We start from the raw sequence: 18414 nt of genomic DNA, 5'->3' as shown, positions 1-18414 counted from the left end.
GGTCGGGGCTGCGCCCCTCCCTACGATCAGACCAGACAACCGATCCTACCGGCCATCATAGTCGCCGCTCAACCGGCCATCGTAGTTGTCGCCGCGCATCGAACCACGCGACATAATGTTCATCGCCCTCACTCTCCACAGCGCGGAAGCGCACGAAGGCGCGCATCTTGTGGATGTCGCGCCGCACCTGTCGGGCAAGATTCTCCATCTGGCGCACGTCGGAATCAGCCTTGTCGTCCATCAACCGTGGGCGGGACTGGAGCCGCCAAAGTGTGCTGTAGAGCAGGGAGAAACGTGTTTTGTCAGTATGAAGGATCACGCTTTGGGCAAGTTGCAGGAAGCCGCGAGACACACGAGGCTGCGGAGCACCTGCGGGGGGAGATGGCAGGCTGCTGCTGCGTTGGGCGAAAAGGTCTGCAGTTTGGTCGACAGGCGATTCCCATGTCACCCGGTCCGGCGGAATATCCGCGCAGATCATCCGACGTGCAGAATCGCGCCAGCCGTCGAAATCATCAGGCGCAGACAGCGTTATGCGAAACGAATCCACATGACGCACGTCGCGGAACGGCTTCATGCAAAGAGTTCCAACTGTTTGACCCGCGCCACAGGCGCAACCAGGCTACGCAGGTCGGCACGGTCGGTCAGCAACACCGGCCGCCAGTCCTCGGTGACAATAAAGGGGCGCATCTTGGCGATGGAGACGGTAAGTTTGCCCACATCTGCAAGGCGTAGGCGGCGCTGGCGACGGGCAGCAACAAGGGCGTTGACCGCTTTTACCCCCAACCCCGGCACACGCAGCAATTTCTCGCGCGGGGCACAGTTCACATCAACGGGGAAATCGCCACGAAAGCGCAGTGCCCATGCGAGCTTTGGATCGATATCGAGCGGAAGCATCCCGTCACTTCCTGCCGCCTGCTGCACTTCGTGCGGCGCATAGCCATAAAAGCGCATCAGCCAATCGGATTGATAGAGCCGGTGTTCGCGCAACAAAGGCGGACGCTTCAGCGGCAGAACGGCGCTGGCATCGGGGATCGGACTGAAGGCGGAGTAATAGACCCTGCGCAGACGGAAGCGATCATACAGCGTGCTGGCACGCCCGACGATATCGGCATCGGTTGCAGCGTCTGCGCCCACGATCATTTGGGTGGATTGGCCTGCAGGCGCAAATTTCGGGGCATGGCGGAACCGCTTCCGCGCGTCCTTGGCCTCGACGATAGCGTCTTTTACCGAACCCATCGCGCCTTCGATCTGCGGCGCGGACTTGTCTGGCGCAAGGCGGGTCAGACCTGCGACCGTAGGCAATTCGACATTGATCGAAACCCGGTCCGCATAGAGGCCCGCCTGTGCGACCAATCCGGGATCGGCCTCAGGAATAGTCTTGAGGTGGATGTAGCCGCGAAAATCGTGCTCTTCGCGCAGGATACGCGCGACTTCTATCATCTGCTCCATCGTGTGACTGGAGCTTTTGATGATGCCTGAGGACAGGAACAACCCCTCAATGTAATTGCGGCGGTAGAACGACAGCGTCAGGTCCACCACCTCCTGCGGCGTGAAACGCGCCCGGCGGGTGTTCGAGCTTTTGCGGTTTATGCAATAGTGGCAATCGAACACGCAATGGTTGGTCAGCAGGATCTTGAGCAGCGAGATGCAGCGGCCATCCGGCGCATAAGCGTGGCAAATGCCCATGCCTTCCGTCGAGCCAATGCCTTTACCGCCTTTGCTGTTGCGCTTGGCCGTGCCCGACGATGCGCATGAGGCATCATATTTTGCTGCATCGGCAAGGATCTCAAGGCGTTCAAGAACAGTAAGTTGCGACATATGTTCTTTGTATGTTCTTTTTGCTGATATTGCCAGCCTGAACGTGAGAGCAGCCCGTTGCTACTCACCCGGTGCCGCAAGCGCTGTCTTCAAGGCTTGCGGGGAACAAGCCTGGCCGCCCCCCGTTCATCGGACAACGTCACGATACGAAAGGCTTTTTCCAATGAAGTATGATCAAGGCAACCCAGAAGAACTGCGCGAAAAATTCTGGAAGGCGATGTCATCGTCGCCCTACGTCATGCTTCAGCTTGACGATGATCCAGATTCTGCCGCGCCAATGACCGCGCAACTCGACAAGGGCGCCAATAGTGCGATCTGGTTTTTCACAAGCCGGGACAACCGCTTTGCGAAAATGGGCGGAGCAACGGCCACGTTCTCGTCGAAAGGGCACGATGTGTTTGCTCGTTTCCACGGCGTGCTGGTGGAAGAAACCGACCGCGCAGTGCTTGAAAAGCAATGGAACAACTTTGTTGAAGCGTGGTTTCCCGGTGGCCCGGATTCGCCTAACCTTCTGTTCATGCGGATGAACCTTGGCGATGCTTCAATCTGGGCAGGCGAAATGGGCGTGATCGGCATGGCCAAGATGGCGCTAGGATTGGACGTAACGAATGACGTCAAGGGTGGGTTTGCCGAGACAAATCTCTAACGGCAATACGCCCTCCTCCGTTCAACGCGAAGATAGTAAAAAGGGCCACTCCTTGCGGGGTGGCCCTTTCCGTTTGTGTGAATGGCAGATCAGTCGATCGGCGGGACCGGCTGCGGCGGTGCATCAGCATCGCTTTCGTGGACTTCTACCAAACCACGGCCGACATGACTGCGGCTGCGGCTGTAGGCGTAGTACACGATCAGCCCGATCACGGCCCAGACCACGAACAACATCTGACTCTTCTCATCGAGCTTGTAGAAGAGATAGCCACAGCCCAGGAACGCCAGCGGCGCAGTGACATAGATCGCCGGGGTGCGGAACGGGCGATGGCGATTCGGTTCCCGACGGCGGATCACCAAAACCGCAACCGACACAGCGGCAAAGGCGAACAGCGTGCCCGAGTTCGAGATGTTGGCGAGCAGGCCGACCGGGAAAAACGCCGCGAACAGCGCCACAAAAATGCCCGTAATGATCGTGATCACGTGCGGCGTATTGTAACGGGGGTGAATCTTCGAGAACGAGGCTGGGAGCAAGCCGTCACGGCTCATCACAAAGAAGATGCGGGTCTGGCCGAACATCATCATCAGGATGACAGACGGCAGAGCCAACCCGGCGGCAAGGCCGATCAGGTTGCCGATCTGCGGCCAGCCGATTTCACGCAGCGTCCAAGCCAGCGCCTCCTTCGAACAGACAACCGCCTGATCGCCCATTGCAGCGCACTGTCGGGCCAATTCGACGCTGCCCGGTTCCATGCTGAGGCCGGCGGCATCAAGCACTGGCTGGGCCCCTACCGAACCGATCACGCCTGCAGCAACAAGCAGATAGAACACGGTACAGATGGCAAGGCTGCCGATCAGGCCGATCGGCATATTGCGTTGGGGATTCTTGGTTTCCTCTGCTGCGGTCGAGACCGCATCGAAGCCGACGTAAGCAAAGAAGATCGAGGCCGCTGCCGCACCAATCCCGCCAAAGCCGAGCGGGGCGAACGGTTCGAAGTTCTCCATCTTCATTACCGGCAGCGCCAAGACGCAGAACAGTGTAAGCGCCGCAACCTTGATCGCAACCAGCACCGCGTTGACCGAGGCGCTTTCCTTGGTGCCGATGACCAGCAACCAGGTGACCAGCCCTGCAATCAACATGGCTGGCAAGTTGACCAAGCCACCATCATAAGGACCGCGTACCAGCAGATCGGGAATATCGATACTGAACGCATTTTCTATCAAGCCAACGACATAGCCGGACCAGCCAACGCTGACCGCCCCTGCCGCCACGGCATATTCGAGGATCAGCGCCCATCCGACCATCCAAGCTATCAGTTCGCCCATCACGGCGTAGCTGTAGGTGTAGGCAGAGCCTGAAACGGGCACCATCGACGCCATTTCGGCGTAACACAGCGCGGCTACGGCGCAGACGAAGCCGGCGATGATGAAGCTGATCATCATACCTGGCCCGGCCTTTTGCGCAGCTTCGGCAGTCAGCACGAAGATGCCGGTGCCGATCACGGCACCGACCCCAAGCATGGTCAACTGGAACGCACCGAGCGACCGGTGCAGCGATTTCTTTTCTGCAGTAGCAAGAATGGCGTCGAGCGGCTTGACGCGACCGAACATGAATTTCTCCCGCCTTGGTCCAGCGCAAAACCCGAAACGGTTGCGCCGGAAACCAGCTAATGGCGGCGAAGCTAGCGCGAACGGCCTTTCACGCAAGCCATTTTTCCCCAGACTTCCATCAAAGGCGCAGGACTCTTGCGGGTTTGCAACAAGCCACTAGAAGCAACTACCCGCCAAGGCGTTGACGGAAAGGATGCACGCCCATGTCCACCACCTTCCAGCTCGACACGGCCACCAGCCGCGCCAATCCCACGCCTGCACCGATGAAGCGGCTGACGGTCCCCGCGATCCGCCAGCGCAAGAAGGATGGCGTGACCGCACAACCCGTGGTGATGCTCACCGCCTATACGGCGCGGCAGGCCCAATTGCTTGATGCCCATTGCGATCTGCTGTTGGTGGGGGATTCGCTGGGGCAGGTGATTTATGGCCTGCCATCGTCGGTGCCGGTCACGCTCGACATGATGGTCGCCCACGGAGCTGCAGTCGTGCGCGGCTCATACCATGCGGCAGTCGTAGTCGACATGCCGTTCGGTTCGTATGAGGCATCGCCCGTGCTGGCTTTCGAAAGCGCCTCGCGCTTGCTCAAAGAAACCGGCTGTGCTGCGGTAAAGCTTGAGGGCGGCGAGGCCATGGCCGAAACGGTCGCCTTCCTTACCGCACGCGGCATTCCGGTGATGGGCCACGTTGGCCTTACGCCTCAGGCTGTGAACGTGCTGGGCGGCTACAACGCGCGAGGCCGAAGCGAGGCCGAAGCGGCGAAGATCGTCGGTGACGCCAGGGCCCTGTCGGACGCTGGCGCGTTCGCCATCGTGATTGAGGGCGTGGTCGAACCCATCGCCATTGCCATCACGCAGGCCGTCCCCTGCCCCACCATCGGAATCGGTGCGTCTGCGCAGTGCGACGGGCAAGTGCTGGTGACCGAGGACATGCTCGGTATGTTCGAACGGGTGCCACGCTTCGTGAAGATTTACGAGAACATCGCCGACACCATTTCGGGTGCTGCGGCACGTTATGCAGAAGAAGTGCGGACACGCAGCTTCCCCGGCATTGAACAGACCTACCAGCCGAAGTAAGCGCCAAGGCGTCAATCAGGGGAATTCAGCTTGCTGCGCTTTTACAAGGGATCGATTCTCTTCACGCTGGTGTGCCTCGCGCTCGCCGTAGCCTATGGCTGGATGCAAACCGGCACGACCGGCGGCACGCTTTCGTTGCTGTGGATCGTGTTCGTGCTGTCGATCCTTGAAATTTCGCTGTCGTTCGACAACGCCGTGGTCAACGCTGCGGTGCTCGAAGAGATGGACGAGATATGGCAGAAGCGGTTTCTCACCTGGGGCATGATCATCGCGGTGTTCGGAATGCGTATCGTGTTCCCGCTGGCCATTGTGGCGGTCGCTGCGGGGCTTGGTCCGGTTGAGGCGCTGAACCTCTCGCTCAACGATCCCAAGCGCTATGAAGAAATCGTCAGCAGCGCCCATGTGGGTATCGCAGGCTTTGGCGGCGCATTCCTGGCGATGGTCGGCCTGTCGTTCTTCTTCGATGGCGAGAAGGAAGTTCACTGGATCAAGTGGGTGGAAGAGAAGCTGGCACTGGTCTCCAACGTGAAGGCGGCGGAAATCGCGCTGCTGCTGCTGGCAATCTATGGCATCTCGCTGCTGCTTTCCGATGCTGACGCGCTGACCTTCATGGTTTCAGGTGTGCTTGGCCTTGTCACCTTCATCGCGGTCGAAGCGCTCGGCACGATTCTTGAGATGCGGGACGAAGCGCAGAAGGCAGCGGGGCTTGTGGTCCGTTCAGGTCTTGGCGGTTTCCTCTACCTCAACGTGCTGGACGCCTCGTTCAGCTTTGACGGTGTGATCGGGGCCTTCGCGCTTTCGAACAATATGGTCGTCATTGCGCTGGGCCTGTCGATCGGCGCGATGTTCGTGCGCTCGATGACCATCATGCTGGTCAAGAAAGGCACGCTTTCCGAATACCGCTTCCTTGAACATGGCGCGTTCTGGGCGATCATTGCGCTGGGCGCTATCATGCTGCTTTCGGCCAAGTTCCACATTCCAGAGACCATCACTGGCCTGATCGGTGCGGCGCTGATCGGCATTTCTCTGTGGTGGTCGGTCCGCCACAAGCGGCTTCATCCCGATCTTCATCCCGATGCAGAGATTGAAGCCGCCGTGCGCGCGGACTGAGGGCTAGCGCCCGGCCAAGGATGGCTTGGGCGCTGGCGTGCCAAGGAAGCGCGGCGCGGGTGCGGGCATGACCATGCCCTGATCCTCGACAAAAGTGCCGCGTGCTGCGTTGTGTGGATGGTTGGGAGCCTCGCGCAGACTCAGCACCGGAGCAAAGCAGATGTCCGTGCCATCCATTATCGCGCACCATTCGCTGCGGGTCTTTTTCAGGAACAGCGCGGTCAGCCGCTCTTTCAGCTTGGGCCAGTTGCGCGGATCCATCTGCGCTGCGAAGTCAGGATCATCGGCCAGCCCGGTCTTTTCCAGCAGCAGCGCATAGAACTGCGGCTCGATGGAGCCGATAGAAACGTACTTTCCGTCCGCAGTTTCGTAGGTGTCATAGAAATGCGCGCCGCCATCAAGCAGGTTGACGCCACGCTCGTCCTGCCAGCGGCCATTGCCAAGAAACGTGTAGGTCATAGCTGACAGGATCGCCGCGCCATCGACCATCGCGCAATCGACCACTTGCCCCTTGCCCGTCCGCTGCGCGGAAAACACCGCCGCCATCACACCGAACGCCATCAGCATCCCGCCGCCACCAAAATCGCCGACGAGGTTTACCGGGAACTGCGGCTTTCCCCCTGCCGACCCGAAGGAGTGCAGCGCGCCCGCAAGTGCGATATAGTTGATGTCATGTCCGGCCAGCGGGGCCATCGGTCCGTCCTGCCCCCAGCCCGTCATGCGCCCGAACACGAGCTTCGGATTGTCAGCCAGCAACACGTCCGGCCCCAAGCCCAGCCGCTCCATCACACCGGGGCGATAGCCTTCGATGATGGCATCGGCCTCTTTCACCATTTCGCGGATCCGCGCGATGGACGCGGGGTCCTTCAGGTCAAGCTCGATACGCTCACGATTGCGGTTAAGGATATCCCGCTGGCCTTCATCGCCGACGCGTTGGCCTTTGGATGGACGATCAATGCGGATCACGCGCGCACCGTGGTCGGCCAGCATCATGCAGGCAAAAGGCCCCGGGCCGATCCCCGCGAATTCCAGAATGGTCAGTCCATCGAGTGTGCCTGCCATCATTCCCTCCCGATTTAACCGCTTGATTGAATTGGGAGTAGTCCGACGATCATAGGCTGTCGAGCGCCGAGTTCATGACGGATTATGCGATTGTCGATTTCGCAGACCACGCGCCATCAGCACGACCTCGATACGCTCGGCGCCAGAAATGTCATTCACAGCAGCCCGCCCATTCGACAGCAACTTCAGCGCCTGTGGGCTGCCGGGGTTCTGATAAAGATAGCGCGCCGCCACGGCATTGGCTTCTGCATCGCGCCCCAGCAAGCGTAGCGCGTGGTCGATCCGCTGCAAGGTAGGCAAGTTGAATCTGATCAGTGCGGCACGGCCATACTGGTCCAACGCGCCCATGGCATCGTTCGCGATCAGCCGCGCATCCCCCGCCAGCAGCCATGCTTCGGCAGCTCCCGGATTGGCAAGCTTCAAGCGATCAGCAACGGCAATCGCCTGCCGGTCCTCACCAGCCTCAATCAGCCCGCGAATGTACGGCACCGCATTGCCCGCGAGATTGGGGCCATCGCCATAATTGATGGCGAGCACCCCAAGCGGCTGGCCTGCCGACAGGAATTCTGATGGCCTCTGTCCATCGTCATCGGCACGCGCGAACAGCGTCGCCGCCTCCCTCTTGTTGCCCTGAGCGAGATAGGCTTCCCCGGTCAATTGCAGCAGATAAGGGGGGGCCGATTGCAGATTCGCCCAGATACCCGCAGCCTGCACCGCCTGTGCATTCAACCCCCGGCTACGCAGCGTACGCACCAGCATCATGCGAGCCTGCATATTGTCCGGTTGCATCCGCACCAACCGGTCGAAATGCTCGACCGCAAGGTTTGCATTCCCAGACCGGTATTCAAGAATTCCATTGAGCATGATCGCTGCCGGTAGATTGCGCAGAGCCTTGCCAGTCTGCATCAGGATCTTACGCGCCAGCGTAGTCTGCCCGGCCCGCGCTGCCAGCACAGCTTGCAGATAGAGCGCACGTTCATTGCCTCGATCGACTTTCGCCAGTTTGCGACACACGATCAGCATTGCACGATATTGACCCAGCTCACCCAGTGTGGCTGCGTATTCGCTGAGCAGGCCAACGTCGTTTGGCGCAATCTGCAACCCTGTTTCAAACCAGGGCAGCGCGGATTGCAGACCAAATTGCTCGCGGATCAACAGTCCTCGCAGTTCCAGCGCGCGCGGATCTTTTGGATCAAGCTTGATCGCACGCTCTGCCGCTTCGATCGCTTGCGCATGTTCACCCCCAATGAAACGCAAACGACCGATGTCGGTCCACAGCGAGGCGTTTTCAGCGTTGATCCGGTACGATTGGTCAAACGCTTGCCCGGCTTCGATCAGCCGCCCTTCAGCCAGTTCCAGTCGGCCACGCATCTGCCAGCCACGCGCTGCGCTTTCAGGCGCGAAATCTCCGCCATAAAGCACCTCTCGCGCTTTGCGACGGTCGCTTTCCAGCAACAACGCCTCACCAAGTGCAGCACGCACGACATCACCCTGCACGCCTTGGCGCAGTGCCTGCTGCAAAGGCACTTGCGCCGCGATCCCGTCACCTTTGGCCAAAGCCGCGCGAGCTTTGGCCAGCGCATCAGGCGACGCGTCGCCACGCACCGGCCCTGCGACCAATGCGGCAAGCGCGCAAATCGCGGCAAAGGTTCTAATTCTGGAGATCGTACTGCTTGAGCAAATCATAGAGCGTCGGTCGGCTGATGCCCAGCAGGCGGGCCGTGCTGGAGATATTGCCTTCGCTGCGCGCGAGTGCATGGCGGATGACTTTTCGGTCAGTCACTTCGCGCGCCGTCTTGAGGTTGAGCGGCGCGCTGTCCTCGCTCTCGCTGCCCGGCAGGTCGAGGTCGGCGGCAGTCACCAGCTTGCCATCGGCCATGATCACCGCGCGCTTCACCCGGTTTTCAAGCTCTCGCACATTGCCCGGCCAGTTCCAGCCATCAATGGCCGCCAGTGCATCGGGCGCAAGGCCCTTCACTTGCGGATTCATTTCCTTGGCAAAACGCATCAGGAACGTCTTGGCGAGCAGTGTGGCATCGCCCGGACGTTCAGCCAGACTGGGAATGCGCACGACGATTTCGGCAAGGCGATAGAACAAGTCCTCGCGAAACCGGCCATCAGCGATCATCGCCTCAAGGTTTTGGTGTGTGGCGCAGACGATGCGGGTATCGACCTCGATGGACTTGCGCCCACCGATGCGTTCAATGGTCCGTTCCTGCAAAAAGCGCAGCAGTTTCACCTGCAATTGCAGCGGAATATCGCCCACTTCATCAAGGAACAGCGTGCCACCGCTGGCCAGTTCGATCTTGCCTTCGGTCGTCTTGACCGCGCCGGTGAACGCCCCCTTCTCGTGGCCGAACAGTTCGCTTTCCAGCAGATTTTCGGGGATAGCCGCGCAGTTGATGGCAATGAAAGATCCGTTCGCTCGGCCCGATGAATCGTGCAGACCTTTCGCCAACAGTTCCTTGCCGGTCCCGCTTGCGCCCAGCAGCATGACCGAAACATTGGTGTTGGCCACACGCTCAATCGTGCGGGCAACCTTGATCATTTCGGGCGCCGCGGTGATCATCCGACCGAGCACCTTGTTGTCGGTCGTTGCGCGCGTCGCAAGGTTACGGTTCTCACTCTCGATCCGCGAAAGATGCAGTGCGCGGCGCACGATCAAACCCAGGGCATCAATGTCCACCGGCTTCTGATAGAAGTCGTAAGCCCCCTTCTCGATGGCCTTCAGCGCAGATTCGCGGGCACCGTGGCCGCTGGCAACGATAACCTTTGTCTGCGGGCGCAGCTTCATGATCTCGTCCAGCACGGCAAAGCCCTCTGTCGTACCATCGGGGTCTGGCGGCAGGCCGAGGTCGAGCGTCACGACCGACGGTTCCTCCGATCGCAGCAGGGTCAGTGCGCTCGCGCGGTCGCCCGCGATGAACACGTCGAAATCCTCGTAGGACCACTTCAACTGTGCCTGAAGGCCGGGATCGTCCTCGACGATCAGCAGCACCGGGCGCTGTCCGGGCTTGCTCTCACTCATCATGCTACCTTCTTGCCTTGGGTGCTGCCCGCAGGCTTTGGTTCACCCTGTATGGAATCCATCAATGGTTGTGCGGCCGCCAGCGGCAGGCGCACAGCAAAGCGGCTGCCAAGACCCTCACGGCTCTCAACATCCAGCTTGCCTCGCATCGTTCGCACCATCTCACGCGCCTCAAATGCGCCGATGCCAAAGCCCCCCGGCTTGGTCGAAACAAATGGCTTGAACAGCCGGTTACGCATGAATTCGGCGCTCATCCCGGTGCCTGTATCGATCACTTCAATGCAGCCATTGATGCCATCGACATTGCACTGCAAGAACACGGCCATACCTTCGGGGCTGGCATCGATTGCGTTCTGCACCAGATGAAGCAGCACCTGCTCCAGCGTCTCGCGGTTAGCGAGCACATGGCACGCACCATCGTGCACAACATGCACCCGCAGCAGGCCCGGCGCGTTGTAGCGCGCTGCTACCGCACGCATCACGTCACCCGCGTCAACATCCTCAACCCGTTCTCCACCGCTCCCGCCATAGCGTGAAAGACGGGCCAACAGGGCGTTCAGCTTGTCCGCCGAATTGCGCAGCGTGATCAGCATATCTGCCCGGAACGCAGGGTTCTCGGCGTGTCTTTCGGCGTTGCGCGATAACAGGCTGAGCTGGCTGGCAAGGTTCTTGATGTCGTGCATGACAAACGCCATGCGCCGATTGAATTCATCAAAGCGGCTCGCCTCCAGCAACGCGGACTGCCCGGCATGTTCAGCCAGATAGCTGGCCAACTGCATCCCCACCACGCGCAGCAGGTCGAAATCTTCCCAATCCAGCTTGCGCGCCACGGCCGGGCGAGCAAGCACAACCAGCCCGACCAGCCTGTCAAAGTGCAGCAGTGGAACCAGCGCCCAGGCTGAATGCTCCTCGAAGAGCCATTCAGGCACCACTGCGCGCTCGCCCTGAAAGTCGATTCCTGCCCGCACTTCATCCAGATCGACGATGAAGTTGTGCTTTTCAAAAAACGGCACGTGATCAGTTGACAACGCCTCGCCGGGGACATCTGCTGTCAGCCACTGCCAACGCGAGGCAAGCACCAACTCGCCGCTTTCCGCCGGAACCAGCAGGAGCCCGGCCGCGCTGTCGGTAATGTCGGCCAGCGCCTGTACCACCCGCTCATGCAGCGGCGGAGTTTGGGCTCCAGCGCGTCCGATGGTGCGCGTAAAGCGCAGCCATTCGGCGCGATAATCATAGCGGTGCTGGAAGAAATGCTTGGCCAGCATGACCTTTAACCAACCGCGCACCCGGCCCGATGGCAAAATCGCTAAGACAAATACGCTGCTGACAAAAATGAAGCCCAGTTGCGCCAGCTGGCTTGAATTGCCACCCAGCCACGCCAGCGATTGCGCCGCGCCAACCATGACCAGCATGTACGCCCCGATCACCAGCAGCGAAAGCGACTGGAACGCCACTGCGCGCGAAGGGGAAAAGCGCAGCGCTGAACGCCCTCGCACTGCACCGATCACCAGCAACCCTATCGCGCCAAGCTGAGCCAGCCCGCGCAATGCAGCAAGTTCTGGCGGCATGGAGCGCGCCAGATAGGCGATGGTATAGAGGTTGAGATCGTAGCCCCAGATCATCGCCATCGCGGCGCAGGTCCACCGCAGCGCCGCGCGCTGGGTCGCCATCGCACCTGCATAGAGGTTGTGCACCAGCACCAGCGCGCCTGTTGCCACCAGCAGGCGGAACAGCACGGAAATGTGGAAGATCATGCCCAGCGCAACGGCATTGGTCCCTTCGCGCAGGGTCATCAGGAACAGGAGCGGCTGCAGCAGCTCGACAAAGACCAGCGCTGCCATCATCGGCCGGATCGGTGCCACACTCGCATGGCGGCCATCGCGGGTGAACAAGGCAAAAGCCAATGCGAGCCAGCCAAGGCTGCGGAACGATTCGAAGAGTTGCGAAATCGGCGTGTCCGCACCGGTCCCCGCCACCACCAAAGCCCACACCGCCGTCAGCGCAAAGGCTACGATTTCCGCAAGGCCAGTGGCCTCCTTGTCACGCCGCCGCCTGTCCCAACGCCAGCCGACGAGCAGCAGGAAGGCAAACGCCGAGGCGGCGAATGCCCATTGCCCAAAGCCAGCCCAGGTAAAGGGACTCGTCATAGCAGACTCTACCTCGCCCCTTCCGACCACAGCACGACGCGCAGCGTCTGCAGAAGGATAAGCAGGTCAAGAAATGGCGTGTAGTTCTTGGCGTAGTACAGGTCGTATTCCAGCTTGTGCCGGGAATCGGCAAGCGATGCGCCATAGGGGTAGTTGATCTGCGCCCAGCCTGTGATCCCCGGTTTCACCATGTGACGCTCGGCGTAGTAAGGCAGTTGTTCTTCCAGCTCGGCCACGAACTCCGGCCGTTCCGGGCGCGGGCCGACGAAGCTCATCTCGCCTTTCAGTACACTCCAGGTCTGTGGCAGTTCGTCGATCCGCACTTTGCGGATGAAACGGCCGATACGCGTCACGCGCGGGTCGTTCTCCTGCGCAAACTGCGCGCCAGCCACTTCGGCATCAATGCGCATCGAACGCAGCTTTATAACGTTGAACGTCTGCCCATAGAGCCCGACGCGGCGCTGGCGATAGAATGCCGGTCCCTTGCTGTCGATCTTCACCAACAACGCGAACAACACGATTACTGGCAAGGTCAGCGACAGGAGCAGAAGGCTTGCCGCAATGTCGAAGATCCGCTTGGCCGCGCTCGAAAGCGCCCGGCCCGACGAGAACCCGTCCGAAAAGATCAACCAGCTCGGGTTGACTGTGTCGAGGTCCACACGTCCCGTCTCACGCTCAAGGAAGGTGGAAAAATCATTCACGTGGACGCCGGTGGTCTTGATCCGCAGCAGGTCTTTCAGCGGCAGCGCATTGCGCCTCTCCTCCAGCGCCAACACCACTTCGCTAACGCCAAGATTCTCGACGTAGCGCGTCATGTTGTTGATGGCATCGCGATGGATTGCCTCGATCACCACGGGCGCCGCGCTGCTCATGCCGATGTAGCCGACGATAGCAAAGCCTGCTTCAGGCCGTTCGCCCAGCTGGCGCAACCGCTCGGCCCGCGCACCTGCGCCCAGCACCAAAACACGCCTACGGAACGCAGAGGTCCCCAACAATCCGCCGAGCAACAGCCGGATCGCAACCAGAAAGATCATTCCGAAGAACATCGCGTAGAGCAGGTTGGATCGCCACAGCGTGCGTCCCGGCAGCAGGAAATAGACTACCGACAGCGCAATGATGCCGAGGCTCACCGCCACCAAAAGCCGCGCCGTGGCATAGCGCATGGATCGCAGCGCGTCAGAGCCATAGACCCCGACCGCTATCATCGCCATCAGTACCATGCTTGCAAACAGCAGCAATGGAGTAGTCCGCAGCGACACAGCGCCCGGATCCATGCCGATCTGGTGAGCACGCACCTGCCAGCTGATCTCGCCCGCACAAATCAGCAGCACAAAGTCCAGCAGGCCCAGAAGCAGGACCGAATGCGGGATATAATGTTTGAACAGGCGGATCATCAGATCGGCGCTCGTCACCCCAGCGGGGCGCGGAATGGCCCCTTCGCCCAAGGCCTTACACCGCAAAGGGTAAAGCGTCGGTTACCCTGACAATCAAGCACAGGCAGATAAATCAAAAAATATCGCTATATTTCAGATACTTTTTAGCGATGGGCTATTTTCGCTGTCGGCATTGCTTACAATCGATCCCGTGCAAGTTGGCACTGGCGAGCCGAACCCAACCCTGCCATTGTGCACCTATGCGGCAGAAAGAACTGCGGATTGCCCTTGTCTGTTACGGTGGCATCAGCCTTGCCGTATACATGCATGGCGTCACCAAGGAGCTGTGGCGCGCCACCCGCGCCAGCCGCGCGTTCCATTGCCCTGAAGGACCAAACCCCCAAGGCGTTGAAGCGGTCTATCTCCGCCTGTTTGAAGAGATCGCCCTAACTCGCGATCTGCGACTGCGCCTCCTGCCAGACATAATATCGGGCGCGAGCGCGGGGGGCATCAACGGCGTTTTCCTCGCCCAAGCCATCGCCACCGGGCAAAGTCTCGAACCCTTGACCGCCATGTGGCTCGAACGCGCCGACATTGACGCGCTGCTCGATCCTGATGCCAAGCCGTGGAGCGCGCTCGCCAAATTCTGGGCACAGCCCCTAGTCTGGTTTGTCCTGAAGCGCCCCGGCAATGTCGTCAGCAGCACGGTCGCACCCGAAACGCGCTCGGAAGTGCGCCGCAAAGTCTCCCGCCTGATCCGCGCGCGCTGGTTCGCCCCGCCGTTCAGTGGCATCGGCTTTTCGCGCATGATCGCAGACGCGCTGGATGCGATGGCCCAAACCCCGATGGGTGATCCGCTCCTGCCCGAAGGTCACCCGATAGATCTGCTGGTCACTGCCACCGATTTTAACGGCCACCTTGAGGAACTCCGCCTCAACAGCCCCGAAGTCGTCGTGGAAAGCGAACATCGCCTGTCCATCGGGTTCCGTCGCACCATGACGCGCGGGCCGGACCGTGATCTTGCCCCCTGCCCCGAACTGGTCCTCGCTGCCCGATCTACCGCCAGTTTCCCCGGTGCATTCCCGCCGCTGGTGCTGGACGAGATAGACAGGCTGGTGGCCGAACGTGGCAACACTTGGCCCACCCGCCAACACTTCATCGAACGCATCATGCCCACCCACGCCCGGCGCGGCACGACAGAAAGCGTCGCGCTGGTCGATGGCGCAGTGCTGGTGAACCGTCCCTTCGCGCAGGCCATAGACGTCTTGCGTGATCGCCCCGCCCGGCGTGAAGTGGACCGCCGCTTTGTCTACATCGATCCCAGCCCGGATCACATGCGCATTGCGCCCAAGGGGGGCCGCACGGTCGGCTTCTTCTCGGCCATCTTCGGCTCACTCTCCTCAATCCCGCGCGAACAGCCGATCCGCGATAACCTCGAAGCGCTTGAACGCCAGTCCCGCCAACGCGCGCGCCTTCGCGTGATCGTCGATGCCCTGCGGCCTGAAATCGAGGACACGGTGGAATCCCTGTTCGGTCGCACGCTGTTCTTCGATTGGCCCAACCAGCGCCGTCTTACCACCTGGCGCAACAAGGCTCAGCAATCCGCCGCCGAACGTGCCGGGTTCGCTTTCCATGGCTATGCCCAGACCAAGCTCTCCGGGATTGTCGCTGATCTGGCCTGCCTGATCCATCAGGCCGCGCCACAAGCTGCCAATGAGGCGGACGTGGAAACCGCCCTGTGGCAACATCTCGCAACCAATGGTCTGGACCGTCTCTCTACCCTGCGCGGCGGCGCAACTCCCGAAGCCGTGGTGTTTTTCCGAACCCACGATCTTGCATTCCGAATCCGCCGCCTGAAACTTCTTTCCCGGCGCCTCACGCGGGATTGGGACGCTGGCGAAGCGATTGAGCCTGCCTCGCGCGAAGCGGCCCGCGATGCGGTCTACCGGGCGCAAGCGCTCTATCAGGGGCGCGAAACCGCCGAAGGCCTCGGCCCCGGCTTTGCCGAAACCGCAGCTCTTGCGACGGTCGACCCCGGCGCGGTGTTGAATGCCATCGCCGCGCGACGTGATCTGATCACGCTTGATCTGCAAGTCGACGGGCTGCTCGTCGCGGCTCTGGAAAGCATGGACAAGCCGCTGCGCCGCCGCTTCCTCCACGCCTATCTCGGCTTCCCGTTCTACGATATCGCCACGCTGCCACTGTTGCAGGGCGAAGGCATGGGCGAATTCGACCCGGTAAAGGTCGATCGCATCTCGCCCGATGATGCCACCTCAATCCGCAAAGGCGGCACATTCGCCTGCCTGCGCGGGGTGGAATTCTTCAACTTCGGCGCTTTCTTCAGCCGCGCCTACCGTGAAAATGACTACTTGTGGGGCCGCCTCCATGGCGCTGAACGCACGATAGACCTCATCGCTTCGACGGTGGAGGAACCACTTGGTGCAGAGGTCATCGCAGAATTCAAACGCGATGCGTTTCTGGCGATATTGGAAGAAGAGCAAGGCCGGTTGGTGGCCGAACCGGGCCTGATCGACCGCATCAGGGCAGAAATTGTTGCGGCGTTCGGCTAACCAAAAACCTGCTCCCCCGCGAAGGCGGGGGCCTCAGGAGGTTTCAACCACCCTTGCGTCATGCGCCTGAGGCCCCCGCCTTCGCGGGGGCGCACGGAGGTCTCGCTATGCGGAGACAGCGCTATTCCGTCAAATCCGTCCACGCGTCCTTGATCCGGTCAAAGAACCCCTTCGACTGCGGAGATTCATCTCCCGTCTCCGTCGCCTGAAACTCTCGCAGCAGTTCCTTCTGCCGCGCCGAAAGCTTGGTCGGCGTCTCCACGTGGATTTCCACCACCAGATCGCCAATCCCGCGCCCTTGCAGCACAGGCATACCCGCACCGCGCTTGCGCAACTGCTTGCCCGACTGGATACCCGCCGGAATGTCGATCATGTGGACGTTTCCGTCCATACCCGGAATCTCGATCTCACCACCCAGCGAGGCCGTGGTGAAGCTGATCGGGCAACGCGTCAGCAGCGTGGTGCCTTCACGTTCGAAAACGTTGTGCCGCTTGATGTGCAGGAACAGGTAAAGGTCACCTGCGGGCGCGCCGAATGGACCCGCCTCACCCTTGCCTGACAACCGGATGCGCGTGCCGTTGTCAACACCCGCCGGAATGTTCACCTGCAACCGCTGTTCGGCATCCACACGGCCTTCGCCACGGCAATGCTTGCACGGCGATTCAATGACTTCGCCGCGCCCATGACAGGTCGGGCAGGCCCGCTCCACCATGAAGAAGCCCTGCTGCGCGCGGACCTTTCCGTGGCCCTTGCACAGATTGCAGCGCCTTGCAGATGTACCCGGCGTTGCACCCGAACCGCCGCAAGGATCGCACTTCTGCGAAACTTCAACCTCGATTTCGGTGTCTTTGCCGTGGAACGCATCTTCCAGCGTGATTTCCATGTCATAGCGCAGGTCCGCCCCGCGCCGCGCCTGCTGACGGCCACCGCCGCCACCGAATGCGCCGCCGAAAATCGTCTCGAAGATATCGCCGATATCGCCAAAATCCCCGCCGCCGCCAAAGCCGCCCGGATTTCCGCCACCACCCTGCTGGAAAGCGGCATGGCCATAGCGATCATAGGCCGCGCGCTTCTGCGGGTCTGACAGGCAGGCATAGGCTTCGTTGATCTGCTTGAACTTCGCCTCACTGTCCGCACAGCCCGGATTCTTGTCCGGGTGGAACTTCATGGCGAGTTTTCGGTATGCAGACTTGAGGACTTTCTCGTCCGCAGTCCGCTCTACTTCGAGCAGTTCGTAGAAATCGATTTCGGCCGACATTGCGCTTCCCTAACGCGAAGGCCCGCCGCCAGCGCATTCACGCAAGCGGCGGGCCAGTTTCATCGCAACATCACTTGGTGTCGTCGACTTCCGAAAACTCGGCGTCGACCACATCGTCGTCAGCTTTCGGAGCCTGCGCATCCGGCGAAGCAGCAGCAGCCTGCTCCTTCTCATAGATCGCCTGGCCCATCTTCATGGCCTTGTCGGTCAGCGCCTGTGTCTTGGCAGTCATGTCATCGACATTGCCGCTTTCGACAGCCGTCTTGGCTTCGGCAATAGCCGCTTCGATTTCAGCCTTGAGGTCTGCGTCAACCTTGTCACCATTCTCTTCAAGCTGGCGTTCGGTCGCGTGGATCAGGCTTTCAGCGTTGTTCTTGGCTTCGGCCTCGGCACGGCGCTTCTTGTCCTCGTCGGCAAACTTCTCGGCATCGCGGACCATCTGGTCGATGTCTGCGTCCGAAAGCCCGCCCGAAGCCTGGATGCGGATCTGCTGTTCCTTGCCGGTGCCCTTGTCCTTGGCCGAAACGTTGACGATGCCGTTGGCGTCGATGTCGAACGTTACCTCGATCTGCGGAACACCGCGGCGTGCGGACGGGATGCCCACCAGATCGAACTGGCCCAGCATCTTGTTGTCCTGCGCCATCTCGCGCTCGCCCTGGAACACCCGGATCGTCACCGCCTGCTGATTGTCCTCGGCAGTCGAATAGACCTGGCTCTTC

At 60.8% G+C, this 18414-nt stretch carries 14 protein-coding genes; 4 read left to right on the top strand and 10 right to left on the bottom strand.

The window, feature by feature from the left end; translation table 11 throughout:
• Positions 1 to 55: 55 nt before the first annotated feature.
• Both B7X90_RS12410 and B7X90_RS12405 read right to left on the bottom strand, forming a co-directional pair.
• Positions 56 to 574: a DUF4130 domain-containing protein gene (locus tag B7X90_RS12410; RefSeq protein ID WP_292624887.1), complete on the bottom strand. Its 519-nt coding sequence runs from the start codon at positions 572 to 574 to the stop codon at positions 56 to 58.
• Positions 571 to 1818: a putative DNA modification/repair radical SAM protein gene (locus B7X90_RS12405; protein WP_292624884.1), complete on the bottom strand. Its 1248-nt coding sequence runs from the start codon at positions 1816 to 1818 to the stop codon at positions 571 to 573. The genes B7X90_RS12410 and B7X90_RS12405 overlap by 4 nt, the downstream gene beginning before the upstream one ends.
• Positions 1819 to 1981: 163 nt before the next feature.
• Here B7X90_RS12405 and B7X90_RS12400 point away from each other — a divergent pair, with 163 nt between their 5' ends.
• A complete protein-coding gene (locus tag B7X90_RS12400; protein WP_292624882.1) occupies positions 1982 to 2464 on the top strand; it encodes a pyridoxamine 5'-phosphate oxidase family protein in 483 nt (160 codons plus the stop codon).
• A gap of 89 nt (positions 2465 to 2553) precedes the next feature.
• Here the strand turns inward: B7X90_RS12400 and B7X90_RS12395 are convergent, their stop codons facing one another.
• Complete coding sequence (locus B7X90_RS12395; protein WP_292624880.1) at positions 2554 to 4074, bottom strand: amino acid permease; 1521 nt, start codon at positions 4072 to 4074, stop codon at positions 2554 to 2556.
• A gap of 203 nt (positions 4075 to 4277) precedes the next feature.
• Between B7X90_RS12395 and panB the strand changes: the two genes are divergently transcribed.
• A complete protein-coding gene (panB, locus tag B7X90_RS12390; protein WP_292624879.1) occupies positions 4278 to 5147 on the top strand; it encodes a 3-methyl-2-oxobutanoate hydroxymethyltransferase in 870 nt (289 codons plus the stop codon).
• A 30-nt stretch (positions 5148 to 5177) separates the two neighbouring features.
• The gene (locus tag B7X90_RS12385) at positions 5178 to 6257 is read left to right on the top strand and encodes a DUF475 domain-containing protein (RefSeq protein ID WP_292624878.1); all 1080 of its coding nucleotides are present in this window, start codon (positions 5178 to 5180) and stop codon (positions 6255 to 6257) included.
• A 3-nt stretch (positions 6258 to 6260) separates the two neighbouring features.
• Here B7X90_RS12385 and B7X90_RS12380 read toward each other — a convergent pair whose 3' ends face one another.
• The 5 genes from B7X90_RS12380 to B7X90_RS12360 all read right to left on the bottom strand — a co-directional run bounded on the left by B7X90_RS12380 (position 6261) and on the right by B7X90_RS12360 (position 13888).
• Entirely contained in the window at positions 6261 to 7319 is a 1059-nt protein-coding gene (locus B7X90_RS12380) for a CaiB/BaiF CoA-transferase family protein (protein ID WP_292624876.1), read from the bottom strand.
• Positions 7320 to 7391: 72 nt separating this feature from the next.
• Positions 7392 to 9005, bottom strand: coding sequence for a tetratricopeptide repeat protein (locus tag B7X90_RS12375; RefSeq protein ID WP_292624874.1), 1614 nt, complete (start codon positions 9003 to 9005; stop codon positions 7392 to 7394).
• Positions 8971 to 10347 (bottom strand): PEP-CTERM-box response regulator transcription factor, encoded by a 1377-nt coding sequence (gene prsR, locus B7X90_RS12370; protein WP_292624873.1) that lies wholly within the window; start codon positions 10345 to 10347, stop codon positions 8971 to 8973. Before prsR ends, B7X90_RS12375 begins: the two co-directional genes overlap by 35 nt.
• Complete coding sequence (gene prsK / locus B7X90_RS12365; RefSeq protein WP_292624871.1) at positions 10347 to 12494, bottom strand: XrtA/PEP-CTERM system histidine kinase PrsK; 2148 nt, start codon at positions 12492 to 12494, stop codon at positions 10347 to 10349. The genes prsR and prsK overlap by 1 nt, the downstream gene beginning before the upstream one ends.
• Positions 12495 to 12502: 8 nt before the next feature.
• Positions 12503 to 13888 (bottom strand): TIGR03013 family XrtA/PEP-CTERM system glycosyltransferase, encoded by a 1386-nt coding sequence (locus B7X90_RS12360; protein ID WP_292624870.1) that lies wholly within the window; start codon positions 13886 to 13888, stop codon positions 12503 to 12505.
• A gap of 239 nt (positions 13889 to 14127) precedes the next feature.
• Here B7X90_RS12360 and B7X90_RS12355 point away from each other — a divergent pair, with 239 nt between their 5' ends.
• The gene (locus tag B7X90_RS12355; RefSeq protein WP_292624868.1) at positions 14128 to 16437 is read left to right on the top strand and encodes a patatin-like protein; all 2310 of its coding nucleotides are present in this window, start codon (positions 14128 to 14130) and stop codon (positions 16435 to 16437) included.
• Between the two features lie 121 nt (positions 16438 to 16558).
• Here B7X90_RS12355 and dnaJ read toward each other — a convergent pair whose 3' ends face one another.
• Both dnaJ and B7X90_RS12345 read right to left on the bottom strand, forming a co-directional pair.
• A complete protein-coding gene (gene dnaJ / locus B7X90_RS12350; RefSeq protein WP_292624867.1) occupies positions 16559 to 17695 on the bottom strand; it encodes a molecular chaperone DnaJ in 1137 nt (378 codons plus the stop codon).
• Positions 17696 to 17765: 70 nt separating this feature from the next.
• Positions 17766 to 18414 (bottom strand): Hsp70 family protein (locus B7X90_RS12345; RefSeq protein ID WP_292624866.1); only part of this gene is annotated, 649 nt, incomplete at its 5' end.

It is taken from the genome of Novosphingobium sp. 17-62-19, assembly GCF_002256775.1.
Taxonomy (GTDB): domain Bacteria; phylum Pseudomonadota; class Alphaproteobacteria; order Sphingomonadales; family Sphingomonadaceae; genus Novosphingobium.
The sequence above is the reverse complement of the archived record's forward strand: the minus strand, read 5'-3'. Positions and strand labels throughout refer to the sequence as shown.